This is a genomic window from Hymenobacter sp. J193 (assembly GCF_024700075.1).
Classification (GTDB): Bacteria; Bacteroidota; Bacteroidia; order Cytophagales; family Hymenobacteraceae; genus Hymenobacter.
Window position 1 is genome coordinate 11,613 of record NZ_JAJONE010000007.1, and the last position, 26,239, is coordinate 37,851.

17 protein-coding genes and 1 pseudogene are annotated in these 26,239 nt (G+C 62.1%); 16 read left to right on the forward strand and 2 right to left on the reverse strand.

From position 1 onward, the window contains the following. The first annotated feature begins 19 nt into the window (after nucleotides 1-19). From LRS06_RS24725 to LRS06_RS24755, 7 genes are all read left to right on the forward strand, one after another. Complete coding sequence (locus tag LRS06_RS24725) at nucleotides 20-1,813, forward strand: DUF5060 domain-containing protein (RefSeq protein ID WP_257873897.1); 1,794 nt, start codon at nucleotides 20-22, stop codon at nucleotides 1,811-1,813. Next, nucleotides 1,813-4,677, forward strand: a complete 2,865-nt coding sequence (locus tag LRS06_RS24730; RefSeq protein ID WP_257873898.1) for a sugar-binding domain-containing protein — start codon at nucleotides 1,813-1,815, stop codon at nucleotides 4,675-4,677. The genes LRS06_RS24725 and LRS06_RS24730 overlap by 1 nt, the downstream gene beginning before the upstream one ends. A gap of 49 nt (nucleotides 4,678-4,726) precedes the next feature. Next, nucleotides 4,727-7,321, forward strand: coding sequence for a glycoside hydrolase family 2 protein (locus LRS06_RS24735; RefSeq protein WP_257873899.1), 2,595 nt, complete (start codon nucleotides 4,727-4,729; stop codon nucleotides 7,319-7,321). A 96-nt stretch (nucleotides 7,322-7,417) separates the two neighbouring features. Next, nucleotides 7,418-7,852, forward strand: coding sequence for a carboxylesterase family protein (locus LRS06_RS24740; protein WP_257873900.1), 435 nt, complete (start codon nucleotides 7,418-7,420; stop codon nucleotides 7,850-7,852). Next, nucleotides 7,842-9,077 carry a carboxylesterase/lipase family protein gene (locus LRS06_RS24745; protein WP_257873901.1) on the forward strand — a complete coding sequence of 412 codons (1,236 nt, stop codon included), beginning with the start codon at nucleotides 7,842-7,844 and terminating at the stop codon, nucleotides 9,075-9,077. Before LRS06_RS24740 ends, LRS06_RS24745 begins: the two co-directional genes overlap by 11 nt. Before the next feature lie 27 nt (nucleotides 9,078-9,104). Next, entirely contained in the window at nucleotides 9,105-9,611 is a 507-nt protein-coding gene (locus tag LRS06_RS24750) for a phosphoheptose isomerase (RefSeq protein ID WP_257873902.1), read from the forward strand. Between the two features lie 168 nt (nucleotides 9,612-9,779). Further along, the gene (locus LRS06_RS24755) at nucleotides 9,780-10,760 is read left to right on the forward strand and encodes a tyrosine-type recombinase/integrase (RefSeq protein WP_257873903.1); all 981 of its coding nucleotides are present in this window, start codon (nucleotides 9,780-9,782) and stop codon (nucleotides 10,758-10,760) included. Between the two features lie 122 nt (nucleotides 10,761-10,882). On the opposite strand, the gene LRS06_RS24760 is transcribed toward LRS06_RS24755, so the two are convergent. Beyond that, on the reverse strand, nucleotides 10,883-11,344 hold the full coding sequence (locus LRS06_RS24760; RefSeq protein WP_257869901.1) for a transposase: 462 nt from the start codon (nucleotides 11,342-11,344) through the stop codon (nucleotides 10,883-10,885). Further along, the gene (locus LRS06_RS24765; protein WP_257869900.1) at nucleotides 11,341-11,658 is read right to left on the reverse strand and encodes a transposase; all 318 of its coding nucleotides are present in this window, start codon (nucleotides 11,656-11,658) and stop codon (nucleotides 11,341-11,343) included. Before LRS06_RS24765 ends, LRS06_RS24760 begins: the two co-directional genes overlap by 4 nt. 782 nt (nucleotides 11,659-12,440) lie before the next feature. On the opposite strand from LRS06_RS24765, the gene LRS06_RS24770 reads away from it, so the two are divergent. The 9 genes and pseudogenes from LRS06_RS24770 to fucP all read left to right on the forward strand — a co-directional run bounded on the left by LRS06_RS24770 (nucleotide 12,441) and on the right by fucP (nucleotide 26,227). After that, nucleotides 12,441-13,058, forward strand: coding sequence for an RNA polymerase sigma factor (locus tag LRS06_RS24770; RefSeq protein ID WP_257873904.1), 618 nt, complete (start codon nucleotides 12,441-12,443; stop codon nucleotides 13,056-13,058). A gap of 104 nt (nucleotides 13,059-13,162) precedes the next feature. Further along, nucleotides 13,163-14,227 (forward strand): FecR family protein, encoded by a 1,065-nt coding sequence (locus LRS06_RS24775; protein ID WP_257873905.1) that lies wholly within the window; start codon nucleotides 13,163-13,165, stop codon nucleotides 14,225-14,227. A gap of 442 nt (nucleotides 14,228-14,669) precedes the next feature. After that, a pseudogene (locus LRS06_RS24780) lies at nucleotides 14,670-17,731 on the forward strand (carboxypeptidase-like regulatory domain-containing protein); the annotation flags it as partial. Nucleotides 17,732-17,758: 27 nt separating this feature from the next. Further along, on the forward strand, nucleotides 17,759-19,369 hold the full coding sequence (locus LRS06_RS24785; protein ID WP_257873906.1) for a RagB/SusD family nutrient uptake outer membrane protein: 1,611 nt from the start codon (nucleotides 17,759-17,761) through the stop codon (nucleotides 19,367-19,369). Nucleotides 19,370-19,415: 46 nt separating this feature from the next. Beyond that, entirely contained in the window at nucleotides 19,416-20,558 is a 1,143-nt protein-coding gene (locus LRS06_RS24790) for a SusE domain-containing protein (RefSeq protein WP_257873907.1), read from the forward strand. 129 nt (nucleotides 20,559-20,687) lie between these two features. Next, on the forward strand, nucleotides 20,688-21,848 hold the full coding sequence (locus LRS06_RS24795) for a glycoside hydrolase family 76 protein (RefSeq protein WP_257873908.1): 1,161 nt from the start codon (nucleotides 20,688-20,690) through the stop codon (nucleotides 21,846-21,848). 236 nt (nucleotides 21,849-22,084) lie between these two features. Then, nucleotides 22,085-23,503: a glycoside hydrolase family 125 protein gene (locus LRS06_RS24800; protein ID WP_257873909.1), complete on the forward strand. Its 1,419-nt coding sequence runs from the start codon at nucleotides 22,085-22,087 to the stop codon at nucleotides 23,501-23,503. Nucleotides 23,504-23,648: 145 nt separating this feature from the next. Then, nucleotides 23,649-24,863 (forward strand): glycoside hydrolase family 76 protein, encoded by a 1,215-nt coding sequence (locus tag LRS06_RS24805; protein ID WP_257873910.1) that lies wholly within the window; start codon nucleotides 23,649-23,651, stop codon nucleotides 24,861-24,863. A 104-nt stretch (nucleotides 24,864-24,967) separates the two neighbouring features. Continuing rightward, a complete protein-coding gene (gene fucP / locus LRS06_RS24810; protein WP_257873911.1) occupies nucleotides 24,968-26,227 on the forward strand; it encodes an L-fucose:H+ symporter permease in 1,260 nt (419 codons plus the stop codon). Nucleotides 26,228-26,239 lie beyond the last annotated feature (12 nt).

The following is a 26,239-nucleotide window of genomic DNA, read 5'->3' on the forward strand; positions in this document are numbered from 1 at the left end:
AAACCAGAAACATATTTTCATGAAAAACTGCGGTTTATTGCTGCTGACGCTGCTTGCGCTGCTGTCGGCCCGGCCGGGCTATGCCCAGGGCGTACTCCAAGGCGCGCGGCTGCTGACGGCCCCCGTGCGCCAGTACGAAAAGGCGGAGTGGGACATTACGGTGGCCGAGCAGTTTCGCAATGCCTATGACCAGCGCGAGGTGACGCTGGATCTGGTGCTGACCTCGCCCACCGGCCGGCCCGTGGTGCTGCCCTGCTACTTTGAGCGCAACGAAGGCACGGGCTCCACCTGGAAAGCGCGGTTTGCTCCCCAGGAAACCGGATCCTACGCCGGGATTTTTCGCCTGACGCGCAAGGCCGGCACCGTGGAATTGACCGTTAGCCCCTTTTCGGTCGGGGCGGGCCGCAAGCCGGGCTTTCTGCACCCCCACAACCTGTACACGTTCCGCTTCGACGACGGGACGCTGTTTCGGGGCGTGGGCGAGAACGTGGCCTGGGAGTCACGCTCGTTTGAAGACCAGAAGTTCACCTACGACTACCTGCTGCCCACCCTGGCCCAAAACGGCGCCAACTTTTTCCGCACCTGGATGTGCTACTGGAACCTGCCGCTGGAGTGGCCGAACGTCAGCTCCACCAGGCGCTACGCCAACAGCCCGGCCTACTTCCACCCCGGCGCCATCAAGCGCATGGATGAGCTGGTGAGTCTGACCGACTCGCTGAACTTGTACTTCATGCTCACCCTCGACTGGCACGGGCACCTGATGGAGCAGGGCGGCTGGAAAAACAGCCCCTACAACCAGCTGAACGGGGGCCCGGCCCGCACACCCACCGAGTTTTTCACCCTGCCCGCCGCGCGGGAGAAGTACAAGAACAAGCTGCGCTACGTGGTGGCCCGCTGGGGCTACAGCGCCAATATTGCCGCCTGGGAGTTCTTCAACGAAGTCGACAACGCTGCCTTCACCCAGCAGGACAGCGTGCTGATTCCGCACGAGGCCATTACGCTCTGGCACGGAGAGATGAGCCGCTACCTCAAGGACATTGACCCCTACCAGCACCTGGTGACCACCAGCATCTCGCACCGCGACATCCTGGGCCTGAACGCGGTGGCTTACTTCGACTTCCACCAGAAGCACATCTACAAGCACACGGAGAAGATTCCGGCCATCTACCCCAACTATATTCAGACCTACGGCAAGCCCTACGTGGTGGGCGAGTTTGGCTACCGCTGGGAAGACGCCGACCCCGCCTACAAGGACGGTTTCAACTACGACTATCGGCGCGGCCTCTGGTACGGCCTGTTCAGTGCCACGCCCATTCTGCCCATGACCTGGTGGTGGGAGCTGTTCGACGACCAGCAGATGACGCCCTACTTCCGGGGCGTGCGCGCCATCAGTGACCGGATGCTGGCCGCCGGCCAGGGCGAGTTTGAGCCCTTTACCGTGGCCGCGGGCGGCCTGCAAAGCTTCGGCATGCGCTGCGGAGACCAGTATTTCGTGTATTTGCTCAATGCCAGCCTGGCTCCCATTACCGCGGCGCCCACCCTGCCCGAGCCGGCCGGCCGGGGGCTTACGGCCCAATCCTTCGAGCCCACCAGCCGGCAGTACCAGCCCGTAAGCGGGTTGCGGCGGCAGGCGGGCACGCTCACGCTTCCCACCCTCACGCTGGCCCCCCGGCAGGAGCGCGTGCTCATCCTCACGGCCAAGCCCAGCGGCAAGACCCAGCGCCACACAGCCCGACGTCATTCTGCGCCCGTGCCACCAGCCGCCCCCGGCCCGTCGGGGGCCACTCCCAGCGGCTCAGCCGCCGTACGCTGATGGTAGCGAGTGTATCCAGGCGCTGCAACGCCTGGGAGCGAAGTGTCGGGCTGCTGGCGGGCTGGTTGCTGCTGGTGCCCGCCTACGCCCAGCAAGGCAAGCTCAACCACGGCCTGACCGCCCCCCAGGACCCGGCCACGCTGCCCCGCTCCCGCACGGCCGTGGTGATGCCCGTGCGCAAAGCCAAAGTGCCCGCGCGGGCGCTGCTGACGCCGTTAGCGGAAGATGGGTTTCAACTAAACGAGGGCTGGGAACTGGCTTCGGCCAACGATGTCAGTACCCCGGCGGCGCAGGTGAGCCGGCCGGGCCTGAATACGGGCAGCTGGTACAACGCCACTGTGCCCGGCATCGTGCTGACCACGCTGGTAGAGCAGGGCGTATACCCCGACCCGTTTTTTGGCCTGAATAACCTGGCCATTCCCGACACGCTCAGCCGCCAGGCGTGGTGGTACCGCCTGCGCTTCCGGGCGCCAAAAGGTCCGCGCGGCCGCCGGGCCTGGCTCGTATTCGAGGGCATCAACTACGCGGCCGATATCTGGCTGAACGGCCACCGGCTGGGTTCCATGAAGGGTGCTTTCCGCCGTGGCCGCTTCGACGCAACCAAGCTGCTCCGCGCCCACGGGGAAAACGTGCTGGCGGTGCGCGTGCAGCCCCCGCCGCACCCCGGCCGCCCGCACGAGGAGTCGGCCCGGAGCGGGCAGGGGCCCAACGGCGGGGTGCTGGCCCAGGATGGGCCCACGTTCATTGCCTCGGAAGGCTGGGACTGGATGCCTGGCATCCGGGACCGGAATACCGGCCTCTGGCAGCCCGTGCGCCTGCGCTTCACTGGTTCCGTTACACTGCTCGATCCGCAGGTCATTACCGACCTGCCCCTGCCCGACACGACCCGCGCCGAGCTGACCGTGCGCGCCACCCTGCACAACGTCAGCCGCCGCGCGCAGCGCGTTACGGTAACGGGCCAGCTGGAAGGCCGCTCATTCAGCCAGCACGTGACCGTGCCGGCCAGGGGTAGCCAGCAGGTAATTTTCCGCGCTGCCGACTTTGAGGCGCTACGCCTGACGAAGCCTCGGCTGTGGTGGCCCAACGGCTATGGTCGGCCCGCGATGTACATGCTGCCGCTTACAGTCACGGAGGCCAACGGTACTACGTCTGACGCGCAAGCGGTGCGCTTTGGGGTGCGGGAGCTGAGCTACGAAATGACCGTTGACATGCCCACCGAAATCGGCCAGCGGGTGGAGTTCAACCCGTTGCGGGCACAGGCCGGGCAGGTGCTGTTCGACAACGCAAGCCGCCGGCAAGTGGAGCCCGAAGTGTTCGTGGCCCGCCTGCGCCCGGGAGCCGACCAAACGGCTTTGCTGCCGGTGGCCCAACCAGCCGCCGCGCCCTACCTGGTGCTGAAGGTAAACGGGCAGCGCATTTTCTGCCGGGGCGGCAACTGGGGGATGGATGATGCGCTCAAGCGGGTGTCGCGCGACCGGCTGGAGCCGTACTTTCAGCTGCACCAGCAAGCCGGGCTGAACATGATCCGTAACTGGACCGGGGAAAGTACCGAGGAGGACTTCTACGCCCTGGCCGACGAGTACGGGCAGCTTATCTGGAACGACTTCTGGCTTTCCACCGAAGGCTATAACCTGGAGCCCACGGATAACGCCCTGTTCCTGGCCAACGCCCGCGACGTGGTGCGGCGCTTCCGCAACCACCCCAGCATTGCCCTCTGGTGCCCCCGCAACGAAGGCTACGCCCCCGCGGCCCTGGAAGACAGCCTGGCTCTGCTCGTGGCCAACGACGACGGCACCCGCTACTACCAGCCCAACTCCCGCAACCTCAACCTGCGCCCCAGCGGCCCCTGGCACTACTTCCACGACCCGGCCGACTACTTCCGCCACAACGCCCGGGGCTTCACCACCGAAATCGGCACCTTTTCCGTGCCTGGGGCAGCGGCCATCCGCCGGTTTCTGCCGCCCGAGGATGAGTGGCCCATCACCGATGCCTGGTACTACCACGACCTGCACGCCGAGCACCAGCAGCCCGCGTATCTAGCCGACGTAGCCCGGCGTTACGGCGCGCCCGCCAGCCTCGACGATTTTGCCCGGAAAGTGCAGCTGCTGAACTACGACAGTCACCGCGCCATCTTCGAGGCCTGGAACAGCCGCCTGTGGCGCAACACCAGCGGCGTGCTGCTGTGGATGAGCCACCCGGCCTGGCCCAGCATGATCTGGCAGCTGTATTCCAGCGACTACTCCACCCACGGGGCGTACTACGGGGCGCAGAAAGCCTGTGAGCCGGTGCATATCCAGCAAAACCTCGATGATGGGCAAGTAGTCATCGTCAACACGACGCTCAAGCCGCTGCAGCACGCCCGGGTGCAGTACGCCCGCTATGATGCCCAAGGCCGCCAACTGAGCACCGAAACCCGCGCAGTAGCGCTTGCCCCGGCCAACCAGCTGACGCCAGTTTTTACGCCCGCACCGCCCGCTACCTTGCCGCCGGTGTATTTGACGCGCCTGCGGCTGCTTAACGAGCAGGGGCAGGTGGTGTCGGAAAACGAGTACTGGCAGCACGTGGCCGGCGCCGACTTTCAGGTGTTTAACACCCTGCCCGCCGCGCGGCTGCAAACCCGCCTGCTGCCCGCTCCGGCCAATACGCACCCGCTGACCTACGAAGTCAGCAACCCCGGCACTGTACCCGCCGTGGCCGTAGCGCTTAGCCTGCAGACGACCCAAGGCCGACCCGTGCTGCCCGCCACTTACTCGGCCGGCTACTTTACCTTGCTGCCGGGGGAGCGGAAAACCGTGATCCTGCAAGTCAAGGATTTGCCGCCTTTACTTGGTCTGCAGCTACGCGCCGAAGCCTACAACCACTGATATGCTTTCTTCCCTGTTTCACCTTCCTTACCTACTAAGCCGCTTACTTATGGTACCCCTGCTTGGGCTTGCCGTAGCCGCACTGGCCGGCCCGGCGAAGCCCGCTGCCCCGGCGGCTAAAACCACGCAGGCGCTGACCTCGGGCTGGCGCTTTCGGCAGGTAGGCAAAGAGGCCTGGACCCCGGCCACCGTGCCGGGCTGCGTACACACCGATCTGCTGGCAGCCGGGCAGATTCCGGACCCGCTCTACCGCGACAACGAGCTGCAGCTGCAGTGGATTGGCAAGGTGGACTGGGAATACGAAACCACGTTTACCGTTACCCCCGAAACCCTGCAGCAAACCAACCTGGAGCTGGTTTTCCAGGGGCTGGACACATACGCCGACGTCACGCTCAACGAAGTAGCCGTTCTGCACACCGACAACATGTTCCGGGAGTGGCGGGCCAGCGTGAAGCCGCAGCTGCGCGTGGGCCCAAACCGCTTGCACGTCCGGTTCCGCTCCCCCCTCAACGAAGTAGCCGGCCTGCCGGCTAAGGCAGGCTTTTCGCTGTATGCCGGCAACGACGAGCAGTCTATGACGGTGGTGGGGGAAAAAGGCCCGCCGCTGAGCCCTTACACCCGCAAAGCCCCCTACCAATACGGCTGGGACTGGGGCCCGCGCCTGGTCACGTCCGGCATCTGGCAGCCCGTGCAGCTCGAAGCCTGGACGGAGGCCCGCCTCAAGAACCTGCACCTGGTGCAGCGCACCCTTACGCCCAAGCTGGCGGAGCTGACCACGGAAGTGGAATACGAAGCAGTGGCCGCTACCACCGCCACGCTGCAGCTTGAAGCCCGGGGCGCTGACGGCCAGCTCGCCCATCCCGCCATCACCCAAACCGTTTCGCTGACCCCCGGCCGCCACGTGCTGACGGTGCCGCTGCAAGTGGAAAAGCCGCAGCGCTGGTTTCCGGCCGGCTACGGGGCCCAGCCCTTGTACACGGTCACGGCGCAGCTGATCCTCAACGGACAGACCTTGGATAAGACCTCGCAGCGCATCGGGTTGCGCACCCTGGAAGTGCGCCGGCAGGCGGACCAATACGGCAAGTCGTTTGAGTTCGTGGTCAATGGCCTCCCCATCTTTGCCAAGGGTGCCAACTGGATTCCGGCTGATATTTTCCCGAACCGCGTGACGCCCGGCAAGTACCGCCAACTGCTGCAGGCCGCCAAGGACGCCAATATGAACATGGTGCGCGTGTGGGGCGGGGGCATCTACGAAAACGACGTTTTCTACGACCTCTGCGACGAGCTGGGCCTGCTGGTCTGGCAGGACTTCATGTTCGCCTGCACCTTTTACCCCGGCGACGACGCTTTCTTCAGCAACGTGCGCCAGGAAGCCACCGACCAGGTGCGCCGCCTGCGCCACCACCCGAGCCTGGCTATCTGGGTGGGCAACAACGAAAACGAGGTAGCCTGGCAGGACTGGAATATGCCCGCCATCATCGGGGCAGCGCACCAAAAGCAGGTCTGGGGCGACTACCTGCGTCTGTTCAACGACCTGCTGCCCACCGTGCTGCGCGAGCAGGACCCCAGCCGCCTGTACTGGCCCTCCAGTCCCTCGGCCAACTACGAAGATCTGGCCAGCCGCCAGCGCAACGGCGACATGCACTACTGGGCCGTTTGGGCCGGCACCGAGCCGCTTTCGGCCTACGAGCAGCAGGTGCCGCGCTTCATGAGCGAGTATGGCTTCCAGTCGTTTCCGGAGCTGAAATCCGTGCAGCAGTACGCCCAGCCCGCCGACTTCGACCTTGCCTCGCCTGTGATGCGCCAGCATCAGCGCAGCCAGGCCGGCAACCCGCGCCTGCTCGAATACCTGCGCCGCGACTTCCGGGAGCCCAGGGATTTTCCCGCGTTTCTGTACGTAAGCCAGGTGCTGCAGGCCCACGCCATCAAGCTGGCCGCCGAGCACCTGCGCCGCAACCGCCCCCGCGTCATGGGCTCACTGTACTGGCAGCTCAACGACTGCTGGGGCGGCGCCTCCTGGTCGTCCATCGACTACTACGGGCGCTGGAAAGCCCTGCAGTACTACGCCCGCCGCTTCTACGCCCCGGTGCTGGTCAGCCCCCACGAAGAAGGCGACACGGTGCGCTTCTACGTGGTATCCGACCGCACGGCCGCCGTGCCGGCCCGCCTGCAGGTGCGCCTGCTGGATTTCAACGGCAAGGTGCTGTACAAGCAAGCTCGGGCCCTGCAGATCGAGCCGTTGGCCAGCAGATCGTACCTCGATATCCCCCGCACCAAGCTCCTGCAGGGCCACGACCCTAAGCAAGTGGTGCTGAGCTGTGAGGTGCAGGGGGCGGATGGCACGATGCTCACTGCCAACACCCATTATTTCGCCCCGCCCAAGGATATGAACCTGCCGGCGGCCCGCATTGCCACCACCTGGAAGCAGCTTAGCGACAGCACCTTTCAGCTTACCCTGAAAAGTAAACAGCTGGTCCGCGACGTGAACCTGACGCTGGCGCAGGGTGACGGATTTTTTGAGGACAACTACTTCGACCTGCTGCCCGGCCAGGCCCGTCGGGTAATCTTACGCCCCGCCGCCAGCACCTCTGCGGCTGAGCTGCGGCAGCGCCTGCGCGTGCAGTCGTTGGCTGATGCATTCTAGCCTCCGGCCGCATTGTCTTCTCTTTGCCTTATGCACACGTTTTCTTTTGACAACCAAGGCTGTATGTCAAAACCTTGTTTCCTGCCAGTTGGATTTTTGTGCTCATCTAAGGTGTGGGGGTTGAGTGGCTTGTTGCTACTTGGCAGCCTGTGGCCCGGGAGATCCAACGCCCAGACATCCACGACGAACGACCTGCGTCAGCACCGGGTGCGGATAGCTTCCGGTCTGCTCGAAGGCGAAGCCGGGACGGCGGGCATCCACGTTTTTAAGGGCGTACCGTTTGCCGCCCCGCCCGTGGGCGAGTTGCGCTGGCGGGCACCACAGCCCGCCGCCAGCTGGACAGGGGTGCGACCAGCCCGTATATTTGGCTTCAAGCCCATGCAGCTGACCGTGTACGGCGACATGAATTCCCGCGCCGCCGGTATGGCTGAAGACTGCCTCTACCTGAACGTCTGGACGCCGGCGCGCAGCAGTAGGGAGCGGCTGCCGGTGCTGGTGTACTTCTACGGGGGGTGGGTACGTGGCCGGTGACGGCTCCGAGCCGCGCTACGACGGGGAGAGCATGGCCCGCCGCGGCATTGTCATGGTCACCGTCAACTACCGCCTCGGCGTGTTCGGCTTCCTGGCCCACCCCGAGCTGACACAGGAGCCCGGTGCGCAGGGCTCCGGCAACTATGGGCTGCTCGACCAGCAGGCGGCCCTGCGCTGGGTGCAGCAGAATATTGCCGCGTTTGGTGGCGACCCCGCCCGCGTGACCATCGGCGGGGAGTCGGCGGGGTCCGTGTCGGTTAGCGCTCAAATGGTGGCGCCTGGCTCGCGGGGCCTGTTTGTGCGGGCCATCGGGGAAAGCGGCTCCATGCTCAGCCAGGGCCGCAGCCCGGAGCCGCAGCCTGATGCCGAGCGCAAGGGAGCAGCCTTTGGCAGCAGCCTGGGCGCCGCCTCGCTGACGGCGCTGCGGGCCTTGCCCGCCCTGGAGTTACTGCAAGCGGCCGGACAGCCCGGTGCCCCGCGCTTCGGGCCGGTGCTCGACGGCAGTTTTCTCCCCCAAAGCCCGGCTGCCGTTTTCGCCGCCGGAAGTCAGGCCCGGGTGCCGCTGCTGGTGGGCTGGAACTCCCAGGAAGTCACCTACCATTCCCTGCTGGGTACCGATCCGCCCACGGTAGCCAGCTTTCAGCGGGCCGTGCAGCGCCTGTATGGCCCGCAGGCCGCCGAAATATTCCGCCTATACCCCGCCACCACCGATGCCGAAGCCGAGCAGGCGGCTACCGACCTGGCCTGTGACCGGTTCACCGTGTACAGCACCTGGAAGTGGGCCGACTTACACGGGCAGACCAGTAGCCAGCCGGTGTACCGCTACATCTTCGCCCGGCCCCGGCCGGCATTGGTGGCCGAGCTGAGCGACGTGACGCCTGGCCTAGCGGGTGGGCTGCTAAAAAATACGGTAGCCCCAAAGCCGGCCCTTTCACCCGCGCGTGGGGCCGTGCACGCGGCCGAAATTGAGTACGCCCTGGGCAATCTGGCGACAAATAAGGCATTTGCCTGGGAAAAAGCCGATTACCAGGTCTCAGAGCAGTTTCAGGCCTATTTAGTCAATTTCATCAAAACCGGTAACCCCAACGGCCCTCGCCTCCCGGCCTGGCCCGCCGCCAATTCTCCCAGGCAAGGTGGGCAGGTGCTGCGCCTGGACGTGCGTCCCCGCGCTGAGCCCGAGCCTCATCGGGAGCGGTACCTGTTCCTGGATCAGGTAAATCGATAAGCAAGCAACCTCGAGACATTCAACTACATGCAAGACCCATTAACCTCCAAAGAACAGCTTTTCTCTCAAGTTGAGCAGCAACTTAGCCAACAAGGGTTCATTATTGAGCGACAGGACTACACGCGGCCCTGGGGTGGCTTCTTTGTCATCGACGAAAGTCAGGCTCAGCAGTTCGCCGATACTTACTTTGATGGCCTGGCCGCGGACTCGCTGCGTATTGCCGGGAAGCTAAGCCCCAAAATTCTCGTCGTGGCACCGCACCAGCGCCTTTCGTGGCAGTATCACCACCGGCGGGCCGAAATCTGGCGCGTGGTGCAAGGGCCGGTAGGTGTGGTAACCAGCCCTACCGATGAGGAAGGCCCGCTGAACAGCTACTCAGTTGGGGAGCAGATTATTCTGAGCCAGGGCGAGCGGCACCGCCTCGTGGGACTCGCTACCTGGGGCATCCTGGCCGAAATTTGGCAGCACACCCACGCGCAGCACCCTTCCGACGAGGATGACATCGTGCGGGTACAGGATGACTTCGGGCGGTAAGCCGGCTTTGTCAGTAAAGCCATCAGGCAGCACTCAGTAGGATCATAAGACCAGTATTGTAGAACGCGACACATAACTTAGTACCGATAATCATTAATTGTCGGTACTAAGTTATTTTTGTTATTTTAGCACTAAAATCTTCTCATTACTCCTTATTTATATAGGTGCATGGAAAATTCGTCTTCACTGCCCGTCGTCGTGCCTACCCGCCACCACTCGTTGGTTGAGCTACCCCCTTCGGTCGCTCGCTACGTCGAGGCTGGCTTGCATGGGGCCGAGAATACCAAACGTGGCTATGCGGCCGACCTGCGCAGCTTCCAGGATTACTGCGAGCATCACCAGGTACCTCACTTACCGGCCGAAGTGACGACGGTGGCGGGCTACGTGTCGCAGATGGCAGACCGCGGCCTGAAGCTGGCGACCATCCGGCGGCACGTGGCGGCTATTGCCAAGCTGCACCAGTTGGCGGGTCAGCCTTCGCCCACCGGCCATGAGGCGTTGCAGGTGGTGCTCGATGGTATTGCCCGCGTCGTGGGCAAGCGGCAGCGGCAGGCGCCGGCCTTCACCGTGGCGGAGCTGAAGCAGGCTATCCGGGCAATGAATGTGACCACGCCGACCGGGCTGCGGGACCGCGCATTGCTGCTATTGGGCTTTGCGGGGGCTTTTCGCCGCTCGGAGCTGGTAGCGCTTAATGTTGAGGACGTGGAGTTGACCCGGCAGGCGTTGGTGATTCACCTGCGCCAGAGCAAGACCAACCAGTATGGCTTGGAGGAAGATAAAGCAGTATTTTACTCTCCTAGTGCGGATTTCTGCCCTGTACGGGCAGTGCAGGAATGGATTGAATACCTTGGTTGGAGTACCGGACCTTTGTTTACGCGCATGAGTCGGGGAAACAAAGACCGCCCCGCTCAACCCAGCAACCATCGGTTAACGGACCAAAGCGTAAATGATCTGGTCCAACGCCATCTTGGAGTAACGTATACTGCTCACTCTCTTCGCGCATCTTTTGTAACGATTGCCGTTGAGGCAGGCCAGTCAAACAAGGCCATCAAGAATCAGACAAAGCAAAAAACGGATGCAATGATTGAGCGGTATGCCCGCCTCGATGACGTGAAACGGTTTAATGCAGCACAACACCTGGGGTTATAGTTTACTGCTGCATTAATCTAAAAGCCTATTGGGTATTTGCCATACTTCATCTGACCTCCGCTTATCGAAGCATGACGGAAACGATATTTTTGTAATACCCCAAACGGGCTCTTAGAAGCTGTTTAAGTTAGCTTGGTGAGTCGTCGGATGTTGGCTAGGTAGAGCCAGGCGTTGGCATGCTGCGTTTTCCGTTCGTAGTCTTTGGCCAAGCGGCGGTTGTTGCCGGCCCAGGCAATGCTGCGCTCCACCACCCAGCGCTTGGTGTGGATAAAAAAACGGCCTTTGTCGGCCACTACGCCCTTGGGTACCTGCGCCAGTACACCCCGGCCCGCCAGGTGCTGGCGAAAGCAGCGGCCAAAGCCGCCGTCCACGAACACGATCTGCAGCCGGTCAAGTAGTTCGTTGTCCAGCGCCAGTGCGTCCCAGAAGCGGGCCGTGCTGGCGCCGTCGTGGCAGTGGGCGGCGACCACGCAGCAGGCGAGCAGGTTGCCCAGCGTATCCACCAGGAAAAAGCGCTTGCGGCCCTTGATGCATTTGCCCGCGTCGTAGCCCACGCAACGCGTACTGGTGGCCGTGTTTTTCACGCTTTGGCTGTCGAGGATGGCCTCGGTGGGCTGGGCATTTTTTTTGCCCGCTCCCGGGCCTCAATCGTCAAACAAGCACTGACCCGTTGCCAGCTGCCATCCGCTGTCCACTTGGTGAAATAGTAGTACACCGTCGGCCAGGGTGGAAAGTCCGCCGGCACGTCGCGCCACACGCAGCCGTTCTTGAGCACGTAGAAAATGCCGTTTACTACCGCTCGCAACGGCCACTTGCTCGTGCGCTGCACCACCAGCAACGGCGCCAGCTTTGCCCACTGACGCTCCGTTAGATCCGAACTGTAACGCTTTTGCTGCATCCCCAAAGCTACTCGCTAACTTAAACAGCTTCTTAGACGCCTTGCATAAGGAGACGCGCCGTTGTCAGCTGGCCTGCGGTGGTTTCCCGCTGCAGTTACCCGATTCTATTTCCTGGTGCTTAAAGGTTTGCAAAGCAGTTGAGCGTATGTACCCACCGGAAGCTGCTCCTGGATGAACTGCTCAGGGAAGAAAGCTGAACCGGCTGAGTGGCACTTTTAACACCGCAACCGTACGTGCAGAACTTGGGAACTGCCAGCATTTATCCTGACCCTGTTTATTGCCGCAACCACTGAAAAAGAACGGAACCACGCTGCCCGGGCAAACAGCTCTGCGGCTCACAAGAGAGACGAAGAAGATGAATCGTTTTCCGTGTTACCCTGGCGGGAATGAATCTGATTCCCCTAGCTTTACTGTGCCGAATAGCAACTCGGTTAATTTTATTGGCTTACTTGCTGTTATGTCTACTTTGCCGCTAAACTTGGTCATCAGGGAAGAGCCCTGTTTCGTTCTATTGTACCCTCTATCATCGAAGTAGCATAGCTGCTGGAAGCTTTAAACGAAAGCATTACCAGCACACTGGCGGCCGCGCTGGCTTACTCCAGCCAAACCAGCCTCCGGGCCTAGTTGCAGTTGACGACGCGCCTGCCTTCTCGGCGTTAAATGTCTAAGCTCAACCCTGAAACACTGGCACCGGGATAAATCAATACCCCGGCACAGGCCCCGCATTTCACCAGCGAATATTTCTACCGTTTCTTTCGCTTTCCTTCAGCCCATTCCTCCTATGTCTTCGCTTGATGCCTCGTTGTGGGATGATTTCCGTACGGGCAATGAACAAGCGTTTGAGCGCATTTTCCTGGGCTACTACGAGGACCTGTATGGCTACGGCATGCGGCTTAGCCGAGACGAGGAGCTGGTAAAAGATGCCATCCAAAACCTTTTTCAGCGCCTCTGGCAGCGCCGGGCGCAGCTGGGCACCGTTGCTGTGCTCAAGCCGTACTTATTTAAGGCCCTGCGCCACCAGATAGCCGACGAGCTGGCCGCCGAGCAGCGCCGCAGCAAGCTATCCGACGACTATGAAGCCGAGTTTCAGGTGCAGTACTCACCCGAAGACTTCCTGATTGCGCAGCAGCTCTCGGCCGAGCGGCAGGCGGAATTGCTACTGGCAATCAATCAACTCAACAACCGCCAGCGCGAAGCCTTGCACCTCAAGTTTTTTGATGGCTTTGCCTACGACCGGATTGCCGACATTATGGCCCTGCATCCGCAGTCGGTGCGCAACTTGGTTCACCAAGCCATTACGCGGCTGCGGCAAGCCCTTCCCCCCTTGTGCCTGGCGGGACTTTCCGGGCAGTGGCTGTTCGTGAATAAGTTGGAAATTATAAATTTATTGTTTTGCTAGTCAGTTAGTTGTAATAATTATTGGAAAAATTCCAGCGTGGCATGAGTACAAAAAGCCCCGGGGCCAGTGGTTGAGGTAAAGCAGTCAACTTTCTCCCCTCGGCTATGGATTTTACACGCTACTCAGTCGAAGATTTCGTACTCGATGAGTCGTTCCAGGAATTCGTTGCCGATGCCGACTCCGAGGCGGGTATCTTCTGGCAGGCCTGGCTTACAGAGCACCCGCAGCAGCAGGCTGCTGCCGGCGAGGCATATGCCCTGGTGCAGGCCCTGAGCCCGGCAAAACCCTACCCGGTGCCGGCTGGCTTAAAGCAACAGGAGCTGCTGCGTCTGCGCCTGCGGTTGCAGCAAGCGCCGGTGGTTCGGCCCCGGCTGCGCGTTCAGCGGCGGGCTCGTTTGCTCTGGCTCAGCACCCTCACCCTGGCCCTGCTGACAGTTGTTGGCTGGTGGCAATGGTCACGGCCTGGCACAAGCGCCGATTCCCTGGCGCGTTTCACAACGGCCAACGGCCAGCGCCGCACCATAATCCTGCCCGATAGCTCGGTGGTGACGCTGAACGCCAACTCTACCCTGACAACTGCGGGCCAGTGGGCGGCTAACTCTCCGCGCGAAGTGTGGCTCACCGGTGAAGCCTATTTCCAGGTAAGCCACCGGGCAACCCGCCTAGTCAGCGACATCCGGTCGGCTCCGGCCAACGTCAAGTTTGTCGTGCATGCCGGGGAGCTGGCTATTTCGGTGGTGGGCACTCAGTTTGATGTAAACAGCCGGCCCGGGGCCACTAAGGTGGTGCTTCGGTCGGGTAAGGTAATTGTGGACCGCCAAGCCGGTCTGACTCGCGAAAACCTGGCCATGCAGCCCGGCGACCTGGTAGAAACCTCCGATGCCCGGCCGGCCCTGACGCGGCGCCGGGTAAAGCCCGACCACTATTCGGCCTGGACCCAGGACTGGCTGCGGTTCAGGGCCACTCCGGTACGCGAAATCGTGCAGCTGCTGCGCAGTTCCTACAACCTGCGGGTAGAGGTCAGCGACCCGTCCATTCTCAGTCAGGAAATCACGGGCGACGTGCCGGCAAACTCGCTCGAAGTGCTGTTGCCGGCGCTGGCGAAAGCGCTTGATGTTCAGGTTACCAGAACCGGAAACACGGTGCGCTTTCATCCATCAAATCACTGATTTCTCAACCGTTTGTTGCCCATTTTCACCTTTTCCCACCCCCTCTTCATTTATGGCAAACTTTACTCGTTATGTATGCCAGGCGCTGCTGTTGGGCATTGTAACCAGCAGTGCTAGTCGGGCTCAGGGAGCCCTGGCCATGGCCTCGGCCCGCTCGGCTGGCTCTACGCAGGCCAGCAGCCATGCCAGCCTGGAAACACTGGAAGAATTTCTACAGGAGCTGAAAGCCACTTACAAGGTCACTTTCTTATACCGCAGTCAACTCACTGTTGGAAAGTCGCTGCCCCGGTACGATTTGACCGCGGCTTCGCTGCCCCAGGCGCTGGGCCACGCCACCAAGCATAGTGGACTGCGCTTTGAGCCGCTTGAGGGCGCTGTCTACGTTATCGTTCCGGATGGTGCCGCAAGTCAGGCCGCAGAACAGGCGCCTACTACTGCCTCCATGCCGCAATCGATTCCGGGTACAGCTCTTCCGCAGGATACCCGTGCTACCAGGTTTGCCGCAGTGGCGGACGTAACCGTATCGGGCCGCGTTACCAACAGCGCGGGCGAAGGGCTGCCGGGGGTGACTATCGTTGTGAAGGGTACCACCCAGGGACAGGCGACGAATGTCGACGGCAGCTTCTCGCTGACCGTGCCCGAGGGCAGCGTGCTGGTTTTCAGCTCCGTGGGCATGGTCAACCGTGAGGTAACCGTCACCGGTCCGGTTTCGGACATGACTATTCGCCTGGAAACCGACAGCAAAGCGCTGGGTGAGGTGGTAGTGGTGGCCTACGGCACGCAGCAGAAGGCCAACGTGACGGGCGCTATCAACACGGTGTCGGCGGCAACGCTGGAAAACCGGCCAGTGACGACGGTGGCGCAGGCCCTGCAAGGCTCGGCACCTAACCTGACTATTCAGCAAAGCAGCGCCGAACCGGGCGCCGGGCTGAATATCAACATCCGGGGGTAGGCACCTTGGGGAATGCCTCACCGCTGATTATCGTCGACGGTATTGCCGGCTCGCTCAACGCGCTCAATCCCAACGACATTGAGAGCGTGACGGTGCTGAAAGACGCCGCCTCGGCCGCCATCTACGGCTCCCGCGGCGCCAACGGCGTATTACTGGTTACGACCAAGCAGGGCGCGCTGAACCAGAAGCCCGTGGTTAACTATAATACGCTGGTGGGCATGCAGGCCCCAAACTTTCAGCGCAAGCCGGTGAGCGGCCTGGAGTTCATGCAGCTCAAGAACGAGGCCCTGGTTAACTCCGGGCAGTCGCCTCAGTTCTCGCCCCAAACCATGCGCGACTTCGCCGCCCGCGGCGACTACGAGTGGCACCTGAACCGGGTAATCCGCGAGCAGGCCCTGCAGCAAAACCACAACCTGAGTTTGAGCGGCAGCGGGGGACAAACGCGCTACCTGCTTTCGCTGGGCTATGTGGACCAGAACAGCCTGTTCTACGGCGACAACTACGGCTTTAAGCGCCTGAACACCCGCCTCAACCTCACGACCCAGGTAACGGAGCGGCTCAAGGTGGGCGGCATCTTTACCTACGCCCACGTGGGTACCCGCGAGCATGCTTTTGACTCACAGTGGATTATCAGCGACGCGGCCCGCATCCCGCGCATCTACCCCGTGCAGGACGAGCAGGGCAACTACGTAACGCCGGCCACCTCTACCAGCAACTCGGTGAACCGCCTCGTGAATGGCGGGCTGCGCACGAATTCCAACGACAACGGCTACGCCAACCTGAACGCTGAATTTGAGATAATAAAAGGCCTGAAGCTGCGCGGCTTAGTCGGTGGCGACCTGTGGAACTACCAGATGGACGAGTTTCGGCGCAGCCTAGAGTACGTGACGCTTGACGGCTCGCCCACGGCTGGCGGCGACGGCAACAACGCGGTGCGCAACAACCACGAGCGTACGCTGCTTACCAACTACCAGGCAACGCTTAACTACGACCTGAACCTAAGCGAAAAGCACTCGGTACAGGCCCTGGCAGGCTATTCGACTGAGAATTTCAACGTAGCCCGCTCAGGTATCAGCGTGCTGAATGTGCCGGGCAACAACTTTGGGGTAGTCAGCAATGGCACGGCCTTCGCCGGCAACGGCGTGTACGGCAACAATGAGGAGTGGGCCCTGAACTCGGTGTTCGGCCGCCTCAACTACGCTTTCGCCGATAAGTACCTGCTGGAAGGAAGCTTCCGCTACGACGGCTCGTCGCGCTTTGCCAGCGAAAGCCGCTGGGGCTTCTTCCCGTCGGTTTCGGTGGGCTGGCGCCCGCTGGAGGAGAACTTCCTCGACTTTCTGCAGACCTCGGTTTCGGACCTGAAGGTGCGCGCCTCCCTGGGCCAGCTGGGCAACCAGAACATCGGCCTTTACCGCTATTTGAGCACCATCAGCCTGGCGCCGGGCATTTACTCCTTCGGCGGACAGGCGGTACCGGGCAACTTCTTCAACACTGCCAACCGCGACATCACCTGGGAAACGTCCACGATGGGCAACATCGGCCTCGACGCCGGCTTCCTGCAGAACGCGCTGACGGTTAGCGTGGACATGTTCGACAAGCGCACCAGCGACATTCTCATCGACCTGCCCGTGGCCGGCGTGTTCGGCGCGGGTGCTCCCACCCAGAACGCGGCTAGCGTGCGCAACCAGGGCTGGGAAGTCGCCCTGACGTACCGGCAGCGTACGGACCGCGGCTACAACCACAGCCTTACCCTGAATGCCGCTGACAGCCGCAACACCGTCACCAATACCCGGGGCGTAGAAACGATTCGTGGCGGCGATGCCACCAACATCATCCGCGAGGGCTTCCCGATCAATTCCTACTTTGGCTACCGCTCGGCGGGCCTCTACCAGACCCCAGAAGATGCCGCCTCGGGCCCTCAACCCGACTTCGTAGCCCCCGGCTCGGTGCGGCCCGGCGACATCCGCTACGTGGACCGCAACGGCGACGGCCGCATCAACCAGGACGACCGGTTTATTCTTGGCAACCCGTTCCCGCGCTACACCTTTGGGGCCACGTACTCAGCCGACTACAAGGGCTTTGACCTGCTGGTATTCGTGCAGGGCGTGGGCAAGCGCAGCCTCTACATCCGCGGCGAGGGCGTGGAAGCCTTCCACAACAACTGGGAAAACGTGTACACCCAGCACCTGGACCGCTGGACGCCTACCAACGCCGACGCCTCCTACCCCCGCCTGACCATTGGCACGGCTTCGACCAACAACATCCAGGGCTCCGACTACTGGCTGCGCAACGCGGCGTATGCCCGTCTCAAGAACGTGCAGCTGGGCTACTCCCTGCCTGCGACGTTAACCCAAAAAGTCGGCATTCAGCGGCTGCGGCTCTTTGCCTCGGGCCAGGATCTGTACACCATCAGCAAGCTGAAGAAAATCGGGTATGACCCCGAAGTCTCGGAGTTCAGCGAGAGCATCGGCTTCGGTGGTGGCGGCGGCAGCAGCAGCGGCCGTGTGTATCCGGCCGTGCGGGTGGTTTCCCTGGGCCTCGACGTTTCCTTCTAATTCCCTTTCCCACCTCTTCCCGATATGAACCGTAATTTTCGCTACTCGCTGCTGCTGGGATTGGGGCTGAGCATGGGCCTGTCGTCCTGCCAGGACCTGGACATAGCCCCGACCGACCGGCCCACCGACGCCACGTTCTGGACGCAGCCGGCCGACGCGGCCAACGTGCTGGCCACCGCTTACGAGAACCTTTACAACAGTGAGTACTTCTTCTTCAACGAGGTGCTGTCTGATAATGCCTTCAACGTCAGCGACGTGAATGGCTCCAACTCGCGCAACATTGCCCAGGGCGCTTACGGCACCAACCAGCAGCGCATCACCAACGAGTGGGGCTACCACTACACCGGCATTCGCAAGTCCAACGTGCTGCTGGCCCACATCGATGAAATTCCCAGCATCGACGCCGGGCTCAAGGCCCGCTACATCGGTGAGGCCCGCGCCCTGCGCGCCTTCCACTACTTTCAGCTCCTGACCTGGTACGGGGACGTGCCGCTGGTAACCACGGAAATCGGCGTGACCGAGGCCCAGCAAGTCACCCGCACCCCGCGCGCGCAGGTGCTGGACTTCGTGCTGAAAGAGCTGGATGAAGCCGCCGCGGCGCTGCCCGTGAATACAGCCTATGCCGTCGCCGACCGGGGCCGCTTCACCAAGGGAGCCGCCCTGGCCCTGAAGGCCCGGGTGCTGCTCTACGAGAGCCGCTGGGCCGAGGTAACCACCCTAACCGAGCAGCTTATGAGCGGCGCGGTGGGCACCTACAGCCTGTTTCCGAGCTACACGGGGGTATTTGCGCCCAGCAACGAGGGCAACAACGAAGTGATGCTGGACCTGCAGTACCTGGTTCCGACCCGAACGCACTCCGAGCAACGCTTGTTTATTCCGCGCACTGAGGGCAAGCTCATTACCGCCATTGCCCCCACACAGGAGCTGGTGAACGACTACATCATGGCCAATGGCCAAGCCATATCCGAGGTCGGCTCCGGCTACAGCGAGGAAACGCCCTACGCAGGGCGTGACCCCCGCTTCGGGGCTACCATCGTGCATGACGGCTACGTGTGGCGGCGGCCCGATGGGTCAACCATTACCATCCGCACCGTGCCCGGCACCGGCGACAACTCCGTGGACCGCTCCGACGCCAGCCCGACCGGCTACTACTCGGCCAAGTACTTTGACCCCACCGCTGATGCCAACCTGAACTCCGGCCTGAACCTGATTCTGATTCGCTACGCCGACGTGCTGCTCATGCACGCCGAGGCCAAGAACGAGCAGAACCAGCTGACGGCCGCCGACTGGGACCGTACCATTGGGGTACTACGACGTCGGGCCGGCTTTACGGCCGCCGGCGCCCTGAACTTCCCGGCCGGCAGCCAGGAGAGCCTGCGTTCCATTGTACGCCGCGAGCGGCGCACTGAGCTGGCGATGGAAGGCCTGCGCATCTTCGACATCCGCCGGTGGCGCACGGCCGAAACCGTTCTCACCGGCTATGTACACGGCATCAAGGCCGGTAGCTCTGGGGTAGACAACGGCTACCTGCGCGTCGATCAACGCACCTTCGACCCGTCCCGACACTACCTCTGGCCGGTGCCCCAGCGGGAGCGTGATATCAACCCCAACTTAAGTCAAAACCCGGGCTGGTAGTCCGCCCCGCTTCTTTTCTTCTTCTTTTTTATCTGATTTCTTAAAAATGAAAAGGCTCACCCACCCTTTGCTGTTCCTGCTGCTGCTGGCCAGCGGTCTGCTCTCCGGCTGTAAGGACGACGATAAGGCCCTCGATGGCACTATCACGCCGGTATCGAACTTTATTGCGCCCGGCGACAATACCTTCGTGCGCCTCGACCCTGCATCCAACGCCGCCATCACGTTCGAGTGGAGCCAGGCCCGCGCCGCCGACGGCACGCTGGTGCTCTACGAAGTAATGTTCGATGAGGAAGGCGGCGACTTTTCCAGCCCGGTCTACACCAGCACATCGGGCACCAACGGCCAGGACACCAAGCTAGTGCTGACCCACGGCGACCTGAACCGCATTGCCAACCTGGCCGGCATCAAGGCGCAGGACAAAGGCAAGCTGAAATGGACCGTGAATGCCTCCAAAGGCGTGAACGTGTTGCCCGCTACGGCCTCACGCGTAATCGAGCTGGAGCGCCCAGCCGGTTTCGCCACTATTCCCGCTAACCTGTACCTGACCGGCTCGGGAACCGAGGCGGGCACTGACCTGAGCAAGGCCATGCCCTTCAAGCGTATCTCGGCGGGCGTATTTGAGCTCTATACCCGCCTGAGCCCCGGCGAAGTGAAGCTGGTTGACCAGACCACAGGTACGCCTACGGCCTACTACATGGAAGGCAACAAGCTGCGCGAGGGCGACCAGGCGACCAGCCCGGCCGCTACGCCTGCGGTGTACCGCGTTCAGCTCGACTTCAACAACTCCGCCGCGACCCTAACCGAGATTGTGTCGGTTGGCCTGTGGGTGTCTGCTGAAAACAAGGTAAAGGCTGATCTTCCCTACGTGGGCAATGGCGTTTGGAAAGCGGAGAATACGCCCATTGAGTTCTTCCAGGAAAGCTGGGGCCGCGATGAGCGCTACAAGTTTTTGCTGACCGAGAAAGACGCCGCCGGCGTGACCAGCAAACGTTACCTGGGCAGCACCAACTCCGACAATCAGCGCGCCACGGCCAGCAGCCCGGCCTCCTACTTTCACCTCGTGCCCGGCCCGGACAGCCAGTATGACTATGCCTTTAAGTTTCAGTCGGAGGCCGATGGCAAAAACGCGGATATCACCGTCATGCTTCAGCCCGACGGCCCCTACACGCACCAGGTAACTATCCGCTAAGGGGTGAGGTGAAACGCCCGTTCGGCTACCAGTGCTCATGCTGAGCGGGCGTTTCGCACTTCAACACCCAGGCTGATACCTGACTACCACTTACAATTCTGCCGCTCTCGGCAATATTTCGCTTTCCTGATGGTTTCACTTACCGCTTCCCGTATTGCCGGTGCGCTTCTGAGCCTAGTGCTGCTGTGCTCCTGCAAGGAGCCCATCGACGACGTAATCACCAAGCCCCCGACTCCGCCGGTAACGGCGGCTCCGGCCAACTGGGCCGCCCGGGCCGACTCGGCGCAGAATGCCCTGCGGCAGGGCTTTTTCACGGCGGGCCAGTACTACGCCAAAAACAACGCCGGCGACGCGGGCTTCAACTACTGGTGGCAGGCCCACGGTCTGGACGTGCTGATGGACGGCTACAAGCGCACCAGCAGCTCCGACTACCTGACCCAGGCGCAGCAGCTGCAAGCAGGTGCCAAAGCCAAAAACGGCAACACCTACCTCAACGAGTTCTACGACGACATGGAGTGGCAGGCGCTGGCCTGCCTGCGCGCCTTCCAGCTTACCGGCGACCCGGCCTATAAAGCCACTGCCAAGTTGCTCTGGGAAGACATCAAAACCGGCTGGAACGAGCAGCAGGGCGGCGGCATAGCCTGGAAGAAAACCCAGCGCGACTACAAGAACACGCCCGCCAACGCACCCGCCGCCATTCTGGCCGCCCGCCTCTACCTGCTCGACAAAAACCCGGATGACTTAGCCTGGGCCGAGAAGATCTACCAGTGGCAGAAGGCCAAGCTGGTGGACCCAGCCACCGGCCTGGTATGGGACGGCATCAACCGCACCGGCGACGGGCAGATCGATAAAAACTGGCGCTTTACTTACTGCCAGGGCGTGTACATCGGAGCGGGACAGGCCCTTTATCAGGCCACGAAAAAACCAGAATACCTGGCCGATGCTACGCGCACAGCCAACTTCGTGCTCGGCGATGCGGACATGGCGCCCGGGGGCATCCTGAAAAACGAGAATGCCGGCGACGGGGGCTTGTTCAAAGGCATTCTGGTGCGCTACCTGGCCCAGCTGGCCGTGGAGCCCGACGTGAGTGCCACCAACCGCACGAGCTACATCAACTTTCTGAAGTTCAACGGCGAGTCGTCCTGGAAACGTGGGGCCCGCCGCCCGCCGGGCCTGTTCAACACCAACTGGACCACTCTGCCCCAGGGCGCAGTGGAGTCCTCCACGCAGATGAGCGGCGTGATGCTGATGGAAGTAATGGCTGATTTACAGGCTCGCAAGCTCCTGTAGGCAGCTTGAAGAGCATTGCCCTGTAGGCCAAGACCTATAGGTGGGAGCGGACGCGGTGGGACTTGTCCGTTTATGGTGCTCCGGTTGGGGAACCGGAGCACCATTTCCTAAATGGCCTGCACCTGTCCCCGTTGGTTGGTCCGGCTGCCGGGCCGCCACGCTGAAGTTCAACTGAACCACTCGCGCACTCTCTGCGCAAACCCGCGCTTGCGCTTTACTCCTTTTAGATTCATCACATGAACCGTCGCACGTTTATCCAGAACACGGCCCTACTGGGCGCGACTGTCTGCACGAGTGGCGCCTGGGCCTTTGCCCCGCCGTCCTTCAAAACGGTGCGCCCGGCGCGCGCGGCGCGCCGCTTCAGCTCAGCCTCGGTTGAAAAAGCCATTGCCGAGTTCCGGAAAAAAGTAAAAGACCCGGAGCTGGGCTGGCTGTTCGAGAACTGCTTTCCCAATACGCTCGACACCACCGTTACCTACTCCGAGGCGGGCGGGCAGCCCGATACCTACGTCATTACCGGCGACATCGACGCCATGTGGCTGCGCGACTCCTCGGCCCAGGTGTGGCCCTATCTGCCCTTCTGCAAGCAGGACGCGCCGCTGCGCAAGCTCGTGGCCGGCGTTATCCGGCGGCAGGCGCGCTGCATCAACAAGGACCCCTACGCCAACGCTTTTTACGGCGACGATGCCAAGACCGGGGAGTGGAAAGACGACCTGACCGACATGAAGCCCGGCCTGCACGAGCGCAAGTGGGAAATTGACTCGCTCTGCTACCCCATCCGGCTGGCTTACGGCTACTGGAAAACCACCGGCGACGCCTCCCCCTTCGACGCTACCTGGGCGCAGGCCCTGCAAGCCACGCTGCGCACGTTTCGGGAGCAGCAGCGCAAAACCAGCCCCGGTCCCTACCATTTCCAGCGCACCACGGCCTTTGCCACCGACGGCGTGCCGCTGAACGGCTACGGCTACCCTGTGAAGCCCGTGGGCCTGATCTGCTCCAGCTTCCGGCCCAGCGACGACGCCACGGTGTTTTCGTTTCTGATTCCGAGCAACTTCTTTGCTGTGACCAGCCTGCGGCAGGCCGCCGAAATGCTGGAGGCCCTGCAGCCCCAGCAGCGCGAAACCGCCACCGACATGCGAGCCATGGCCACCGAGGTGGAAGGTGCGCTGAAAGAGCACGCCACCGTAGAGCACCCCACTTACGGTCGCATCTACGCCTACGAAGTCAACGGCATGGGCTCAGTGAACCTGATGGACGACGCCAACGTGCCCAGCCTGCTGGCCCTGCCCTACCTGGGCGGCGTAGCCCTCACGGACCCGGTGTATCAGAACACACGCAAGTTTCTGCTCTCGGCTGACAACCCGTTTTTCTTCAAGGGTACGGCCGCCGAGGGAATTGGCGGCCCCCACGCCGGACTGGACATGATCTGGCCGCTGGGCATCACCATTCGGGGCCTCACCAGCCAGAGCCCCGAGGAAATCCGGGCCTGCGTGCAGACGCTACGCCGCAGCCACGCCGGCACGGGCTACATGCACGAGGCCTTCCATAAGGACGACTTCGGCAAATTCAGCCGCCCCTGGTTTGCCTGGGCCAACACGCTGTTCGGAGAATTTCTGTGGAAGACCTACCAGGAGTCGCCGAAGCTACTGTCCTGATTTCCTGATTTATCGCCTATTGATTGGAGCTGCAAGCCTGGCTCCCTGCCTGCGTATTGCCTTTTCCGACGGGGCTGACCTAGTCCGTAGCCGCTCGAGAAAAGGAGGTTGAGAAGGAAAAATTCACCCGTCAAAAACCCATACCATGAACCAGAAAGACGCTGCTTGCCGCTTCCGTGAACCTATCAAGGCTTCTGCCGGGCTGAAAAGGAAAACCACCCGGCTCCTGCTGCCGGCCCTGCTGCTGACCTTGCTCAGCGGCTGCCAGAAGGAGGTAGTGCCCACAAACTCCGGGGCGGCGGTGCCCGCCACGCAGGCCAGCGCCCTGGCCGTGGCCACAAAAAGCGAAGCCCTGCTGGCCTTGAGCAGCTACCACAACAAGTACTACAACCAGTACGGCACGTACGGCCCCTCCTTCAAGGCCAACTATTGGTTTGATATGGCCAAAACCAAGCGAATGGATTTCTGGACGCAGGCGGAGGCCATTGAAACTGTCATCGATGCCTACAACGTGAACCCGACCGTTGAGTACAAAAACAAAGTCCAGTACCTGTACCACGGCATGCGCGACGCCTACGGCCTGACGTGGAGCAACAACGAGTTCAACGATGACATCATCTGGGGCTCCATTATGTGCCTGCGGGCCTACGAAATCTGGAATGATGGAGGAATGCTGACCATGGCCCGGCAAAACTTCGACCTGGTATGGGCCCGGGGCTGGGACACGAACCTGGGCGGCGGCCTGTGGTGGAAAACGGACAAGCTCTCCAAGAACACCTGCGTGAATGCCCCGGCCGTGATTTGCGCCATGAAGCTGTACAAAGCCACCGGCGACGTGAGCTACCGCAACAAAGCCAAGATGATTATGGACTGGATGGTGCCCCGGTTTTACGTGGCCTCGACCGGGGAAGTGAAAGGCGCTATGAACACGTCGGGCCAAATCTACGAGGGGGCGCTGCTGTACACGCAGGGCACCTTCATTGGGGCGGCCAACGAGCTGCGGCCCTACTACAGCACCCCCGACTACCGGGCCATGGGCCTGAAAGCCATGGATTATGCCCGCACGAGCCTGTCGAAGACGCCGGGCGGCATCCTGCAGGACGAAGACGGCACGCTGGACACCCAGGGTGGGAAATCCATCTTCGCCCGGTGGGCCTGCATATTTGTAAAAGACACGGGCACGGCGGCCAACTACGGCCCCTGGCTGGACGCCAATGCCGCCCAGGCCTGGTCCATCCGCAACTCCAACGGCATCATGTGGAATCTGTGGAGCATCCGCACGTCCGACACGGAAAACCTGAACTCCTGGCGCACGAACGGCGGCGTGTCGATGATGCTCAACCTGTACCGCTTCCGGTAGGGTTTTTAATGGCCAAAGGTTAGTCAATACGCCCGCACCCCAGCAATTTCAACGCCCTGGACTGATATTTCCGGTCTTCCTTTCTCTCCCGATACTTTCTTCGTATGCCCGCTACCGCCCCTCCTGTCACTGCTGCCCGGCCCGCCTTTACCGAGCGGCGCTTCGTGCTCACGTTCGTTTTTGTGGCCTCACTGTTCCTGCTTTGGGGAGTGGCCATCACGATGGGCGACGTGCTCAACCGCCACTTCCAGAGCGTGCTGAACGTGAGCAAGGCCGACTCCGGGCTGGTGCAGTTTTCCATCTTCGGGGCCTACGCCCTGATGGGCATTCCGGCCGGGCTGTTCATGCAGCGGTTTGGGTACAAGAACGGGGTGCTGCTGGGGCTGGGCCTGTACGCGGCCGGGGCGTTTCTGTTTATTCCGGCGGCTAATGCGGGTTCCTTCCTGTTTTTTCGGGGCGCATTGTTTGTGCTGGCCTGCGGGCTGGCCACGCTCGAAACCGTGGCGCACCCGTTCATAGCCGCGCTGGGCGACCAGCGCAGCAGCGACCAGCGCATCAACTTTGCCCAGTCGTTCAATGGCCTGGGCGCCGTTATCGGGCCGGTTATCGGTGGCTACTTTATTTTGCGGGCGGGCCAGGGTGGTGCGTCCGAGGGCTTGCAGGCCGTCAAAACCCTTTATCTCATCATCGGGGCCGTTATTCTGGCGGTGGCCGTTGGCTTTGCGCTGGTGCGGGTGCCGCCCCTGCCCACCGACCCCCACGCCGCCGAGCTGGCGCCCGGGGAGGAGCCGGTGCTGGCCGCCGACACCCCCTCCCTCTTCAGCCGGCGCCACTCCCGCTGGGCCGTGGCCGCGCAGTTTTTCAACGCTGCGGCTCAGGGCGGCACCTGGGCGTTCTTCATCAACTACGGAGTGGAGAAAATGAGCCTCAGCGCCGAGCGGGCCGCGTACTTTTTCGCCTTCAGCATGGTGCTGATGATGGTGGGCCGCTTTATCGGCACGGCGCTGATGCGCGTGATTGCGCCGGCCCGGCTGCTGGCCATTGCGGCGGGGGCTAATATCGTGCTCTGCCTGATTATTGCCCAGGGCTGGGGTGCGGTATCGTTCGGGGCGCTGCTGCTGCTCAATTTCTTTTTCAGCATCATGTTCCCAACCGTCTTCAGCCTGGGCCTGAAAGACCTGGGGCCGCGTACGCAGCAAGGGTCCTCGTTCATCATCACGGGCGTGGTGGGTGCGGCGGTTTTTCCCTACCTCATGGGCCAGGTTGCCAACCATGATATTGCGGCGGCCTACTACCTGCCCATCATCTGCTACGTCGTGATTCTGCTCTTCGGTGCCAAGTACCACCAGGTGCAGCCCCGCTAACCACGCCGCCGC

Excerpts from the sequence above, each read along its gene's own strand:
- LRS06_RS24800 (WP_257873909.1), top strand. The coding sequence starts at position 22,085 with ATGAACCGTCGCACGTTTATCCAGAACACGGCCCTACTGGGCGCGACT.
- LRS06_RS24750 (WP_257873902.1), top strand. The coding sequence starts at position 9,105 with ATGCAAGACCCATTAACCTCCAAAGAACAGCTTTTCTCTCAAGTTGAG.
- LRS06_RS24730 (WP_257873898.1), top strand. The coding sequence starts at position 1,813 with ATGGTAGCGAGTGTATCCAGGCGCTGCAACGCCTGGGAGCGAAGTGTC.
- LRS06_RS24785 (WP_257873906.1), top strand. The coding sequence starts at position 17,759 with ATGAACCGTAATTTTCGCTACTCGCTGCTGCTGGGATTGGGGCTGAGC.
- LRS06_RS24805 (WP_257873910.1), top strand. The coding sequence starts at position 23,649 with ATGAACCAGAAAGACGCTGCTTGCCGCTTCCGTGAACCTATCAAGGCT.
- LRS06_RS24765 (WP_257869900.1), bottom strand. The coding sequence starts at position 11,658 with ATGCAGCAAAAGCGTTACAGTTCGGATCTAACGGAGCGTCAGTGGGCA.
- LRS06_RS24790 (WP_257873907.1), top strand. The coding sequence starts at position 19,416 with ATGAAAAGGCTCACCCACCCTTTGCTGTTCCTGCTGCTGCTGGCCAGC.
- LRS06_RS24755 (WP_257873903.1), top strand. The coding sequence starts at position 9,780 with ATGGAAAATTCGTCTTCACTGCCCGTCGTCGTGCCTACCCGCCACCAC.
- fucP (WP_257873911.1), top strand. The coding sequence starts at position 24,968 with ATGCCCGCTACCGCCCCTCCTGTCACTGCTGCCCGGCCCGCCTTTACC.
- LRS06_RS24770 (WP_257873904.1), top strand. The coding sequence starts at position 12,441 with ATGTCTTCGCTTGATGCCTCGTTGTGGGATGATTTCCGTACGGGCAAT.
- LRS06_RS24775 (WP_257873905.1), top strand. The coding sequence starts at position 13,163 with ATGGATTTTACACGCTACTCAGTCGAAGATTTCGTACTCGATGAGTCG.
- LRS06_RS24795 (WP_257873908.1), top strand. The coding sequence starts at position 20,688 with ATGGTTTCACTTACCGCTTCCCGTATTGCCGGTGCGCTTCTGAGCCTA.
- LRS06_RS24735 (WP_257873899.1), top strand. The coding sequence starts at position 4,727 with ATGGTACCCCTGCTTGGGCTTGCCGTAGCCGCACTGGCCGGCCCGGCG.
- LRS06_RS24725 (WP_257873897.1), top strand. The coding sequence starts at position 20 with ATGAAAAACTGCGGTTTATTGCTGCTGACGCTGCTTGCGCTGCTGTCG.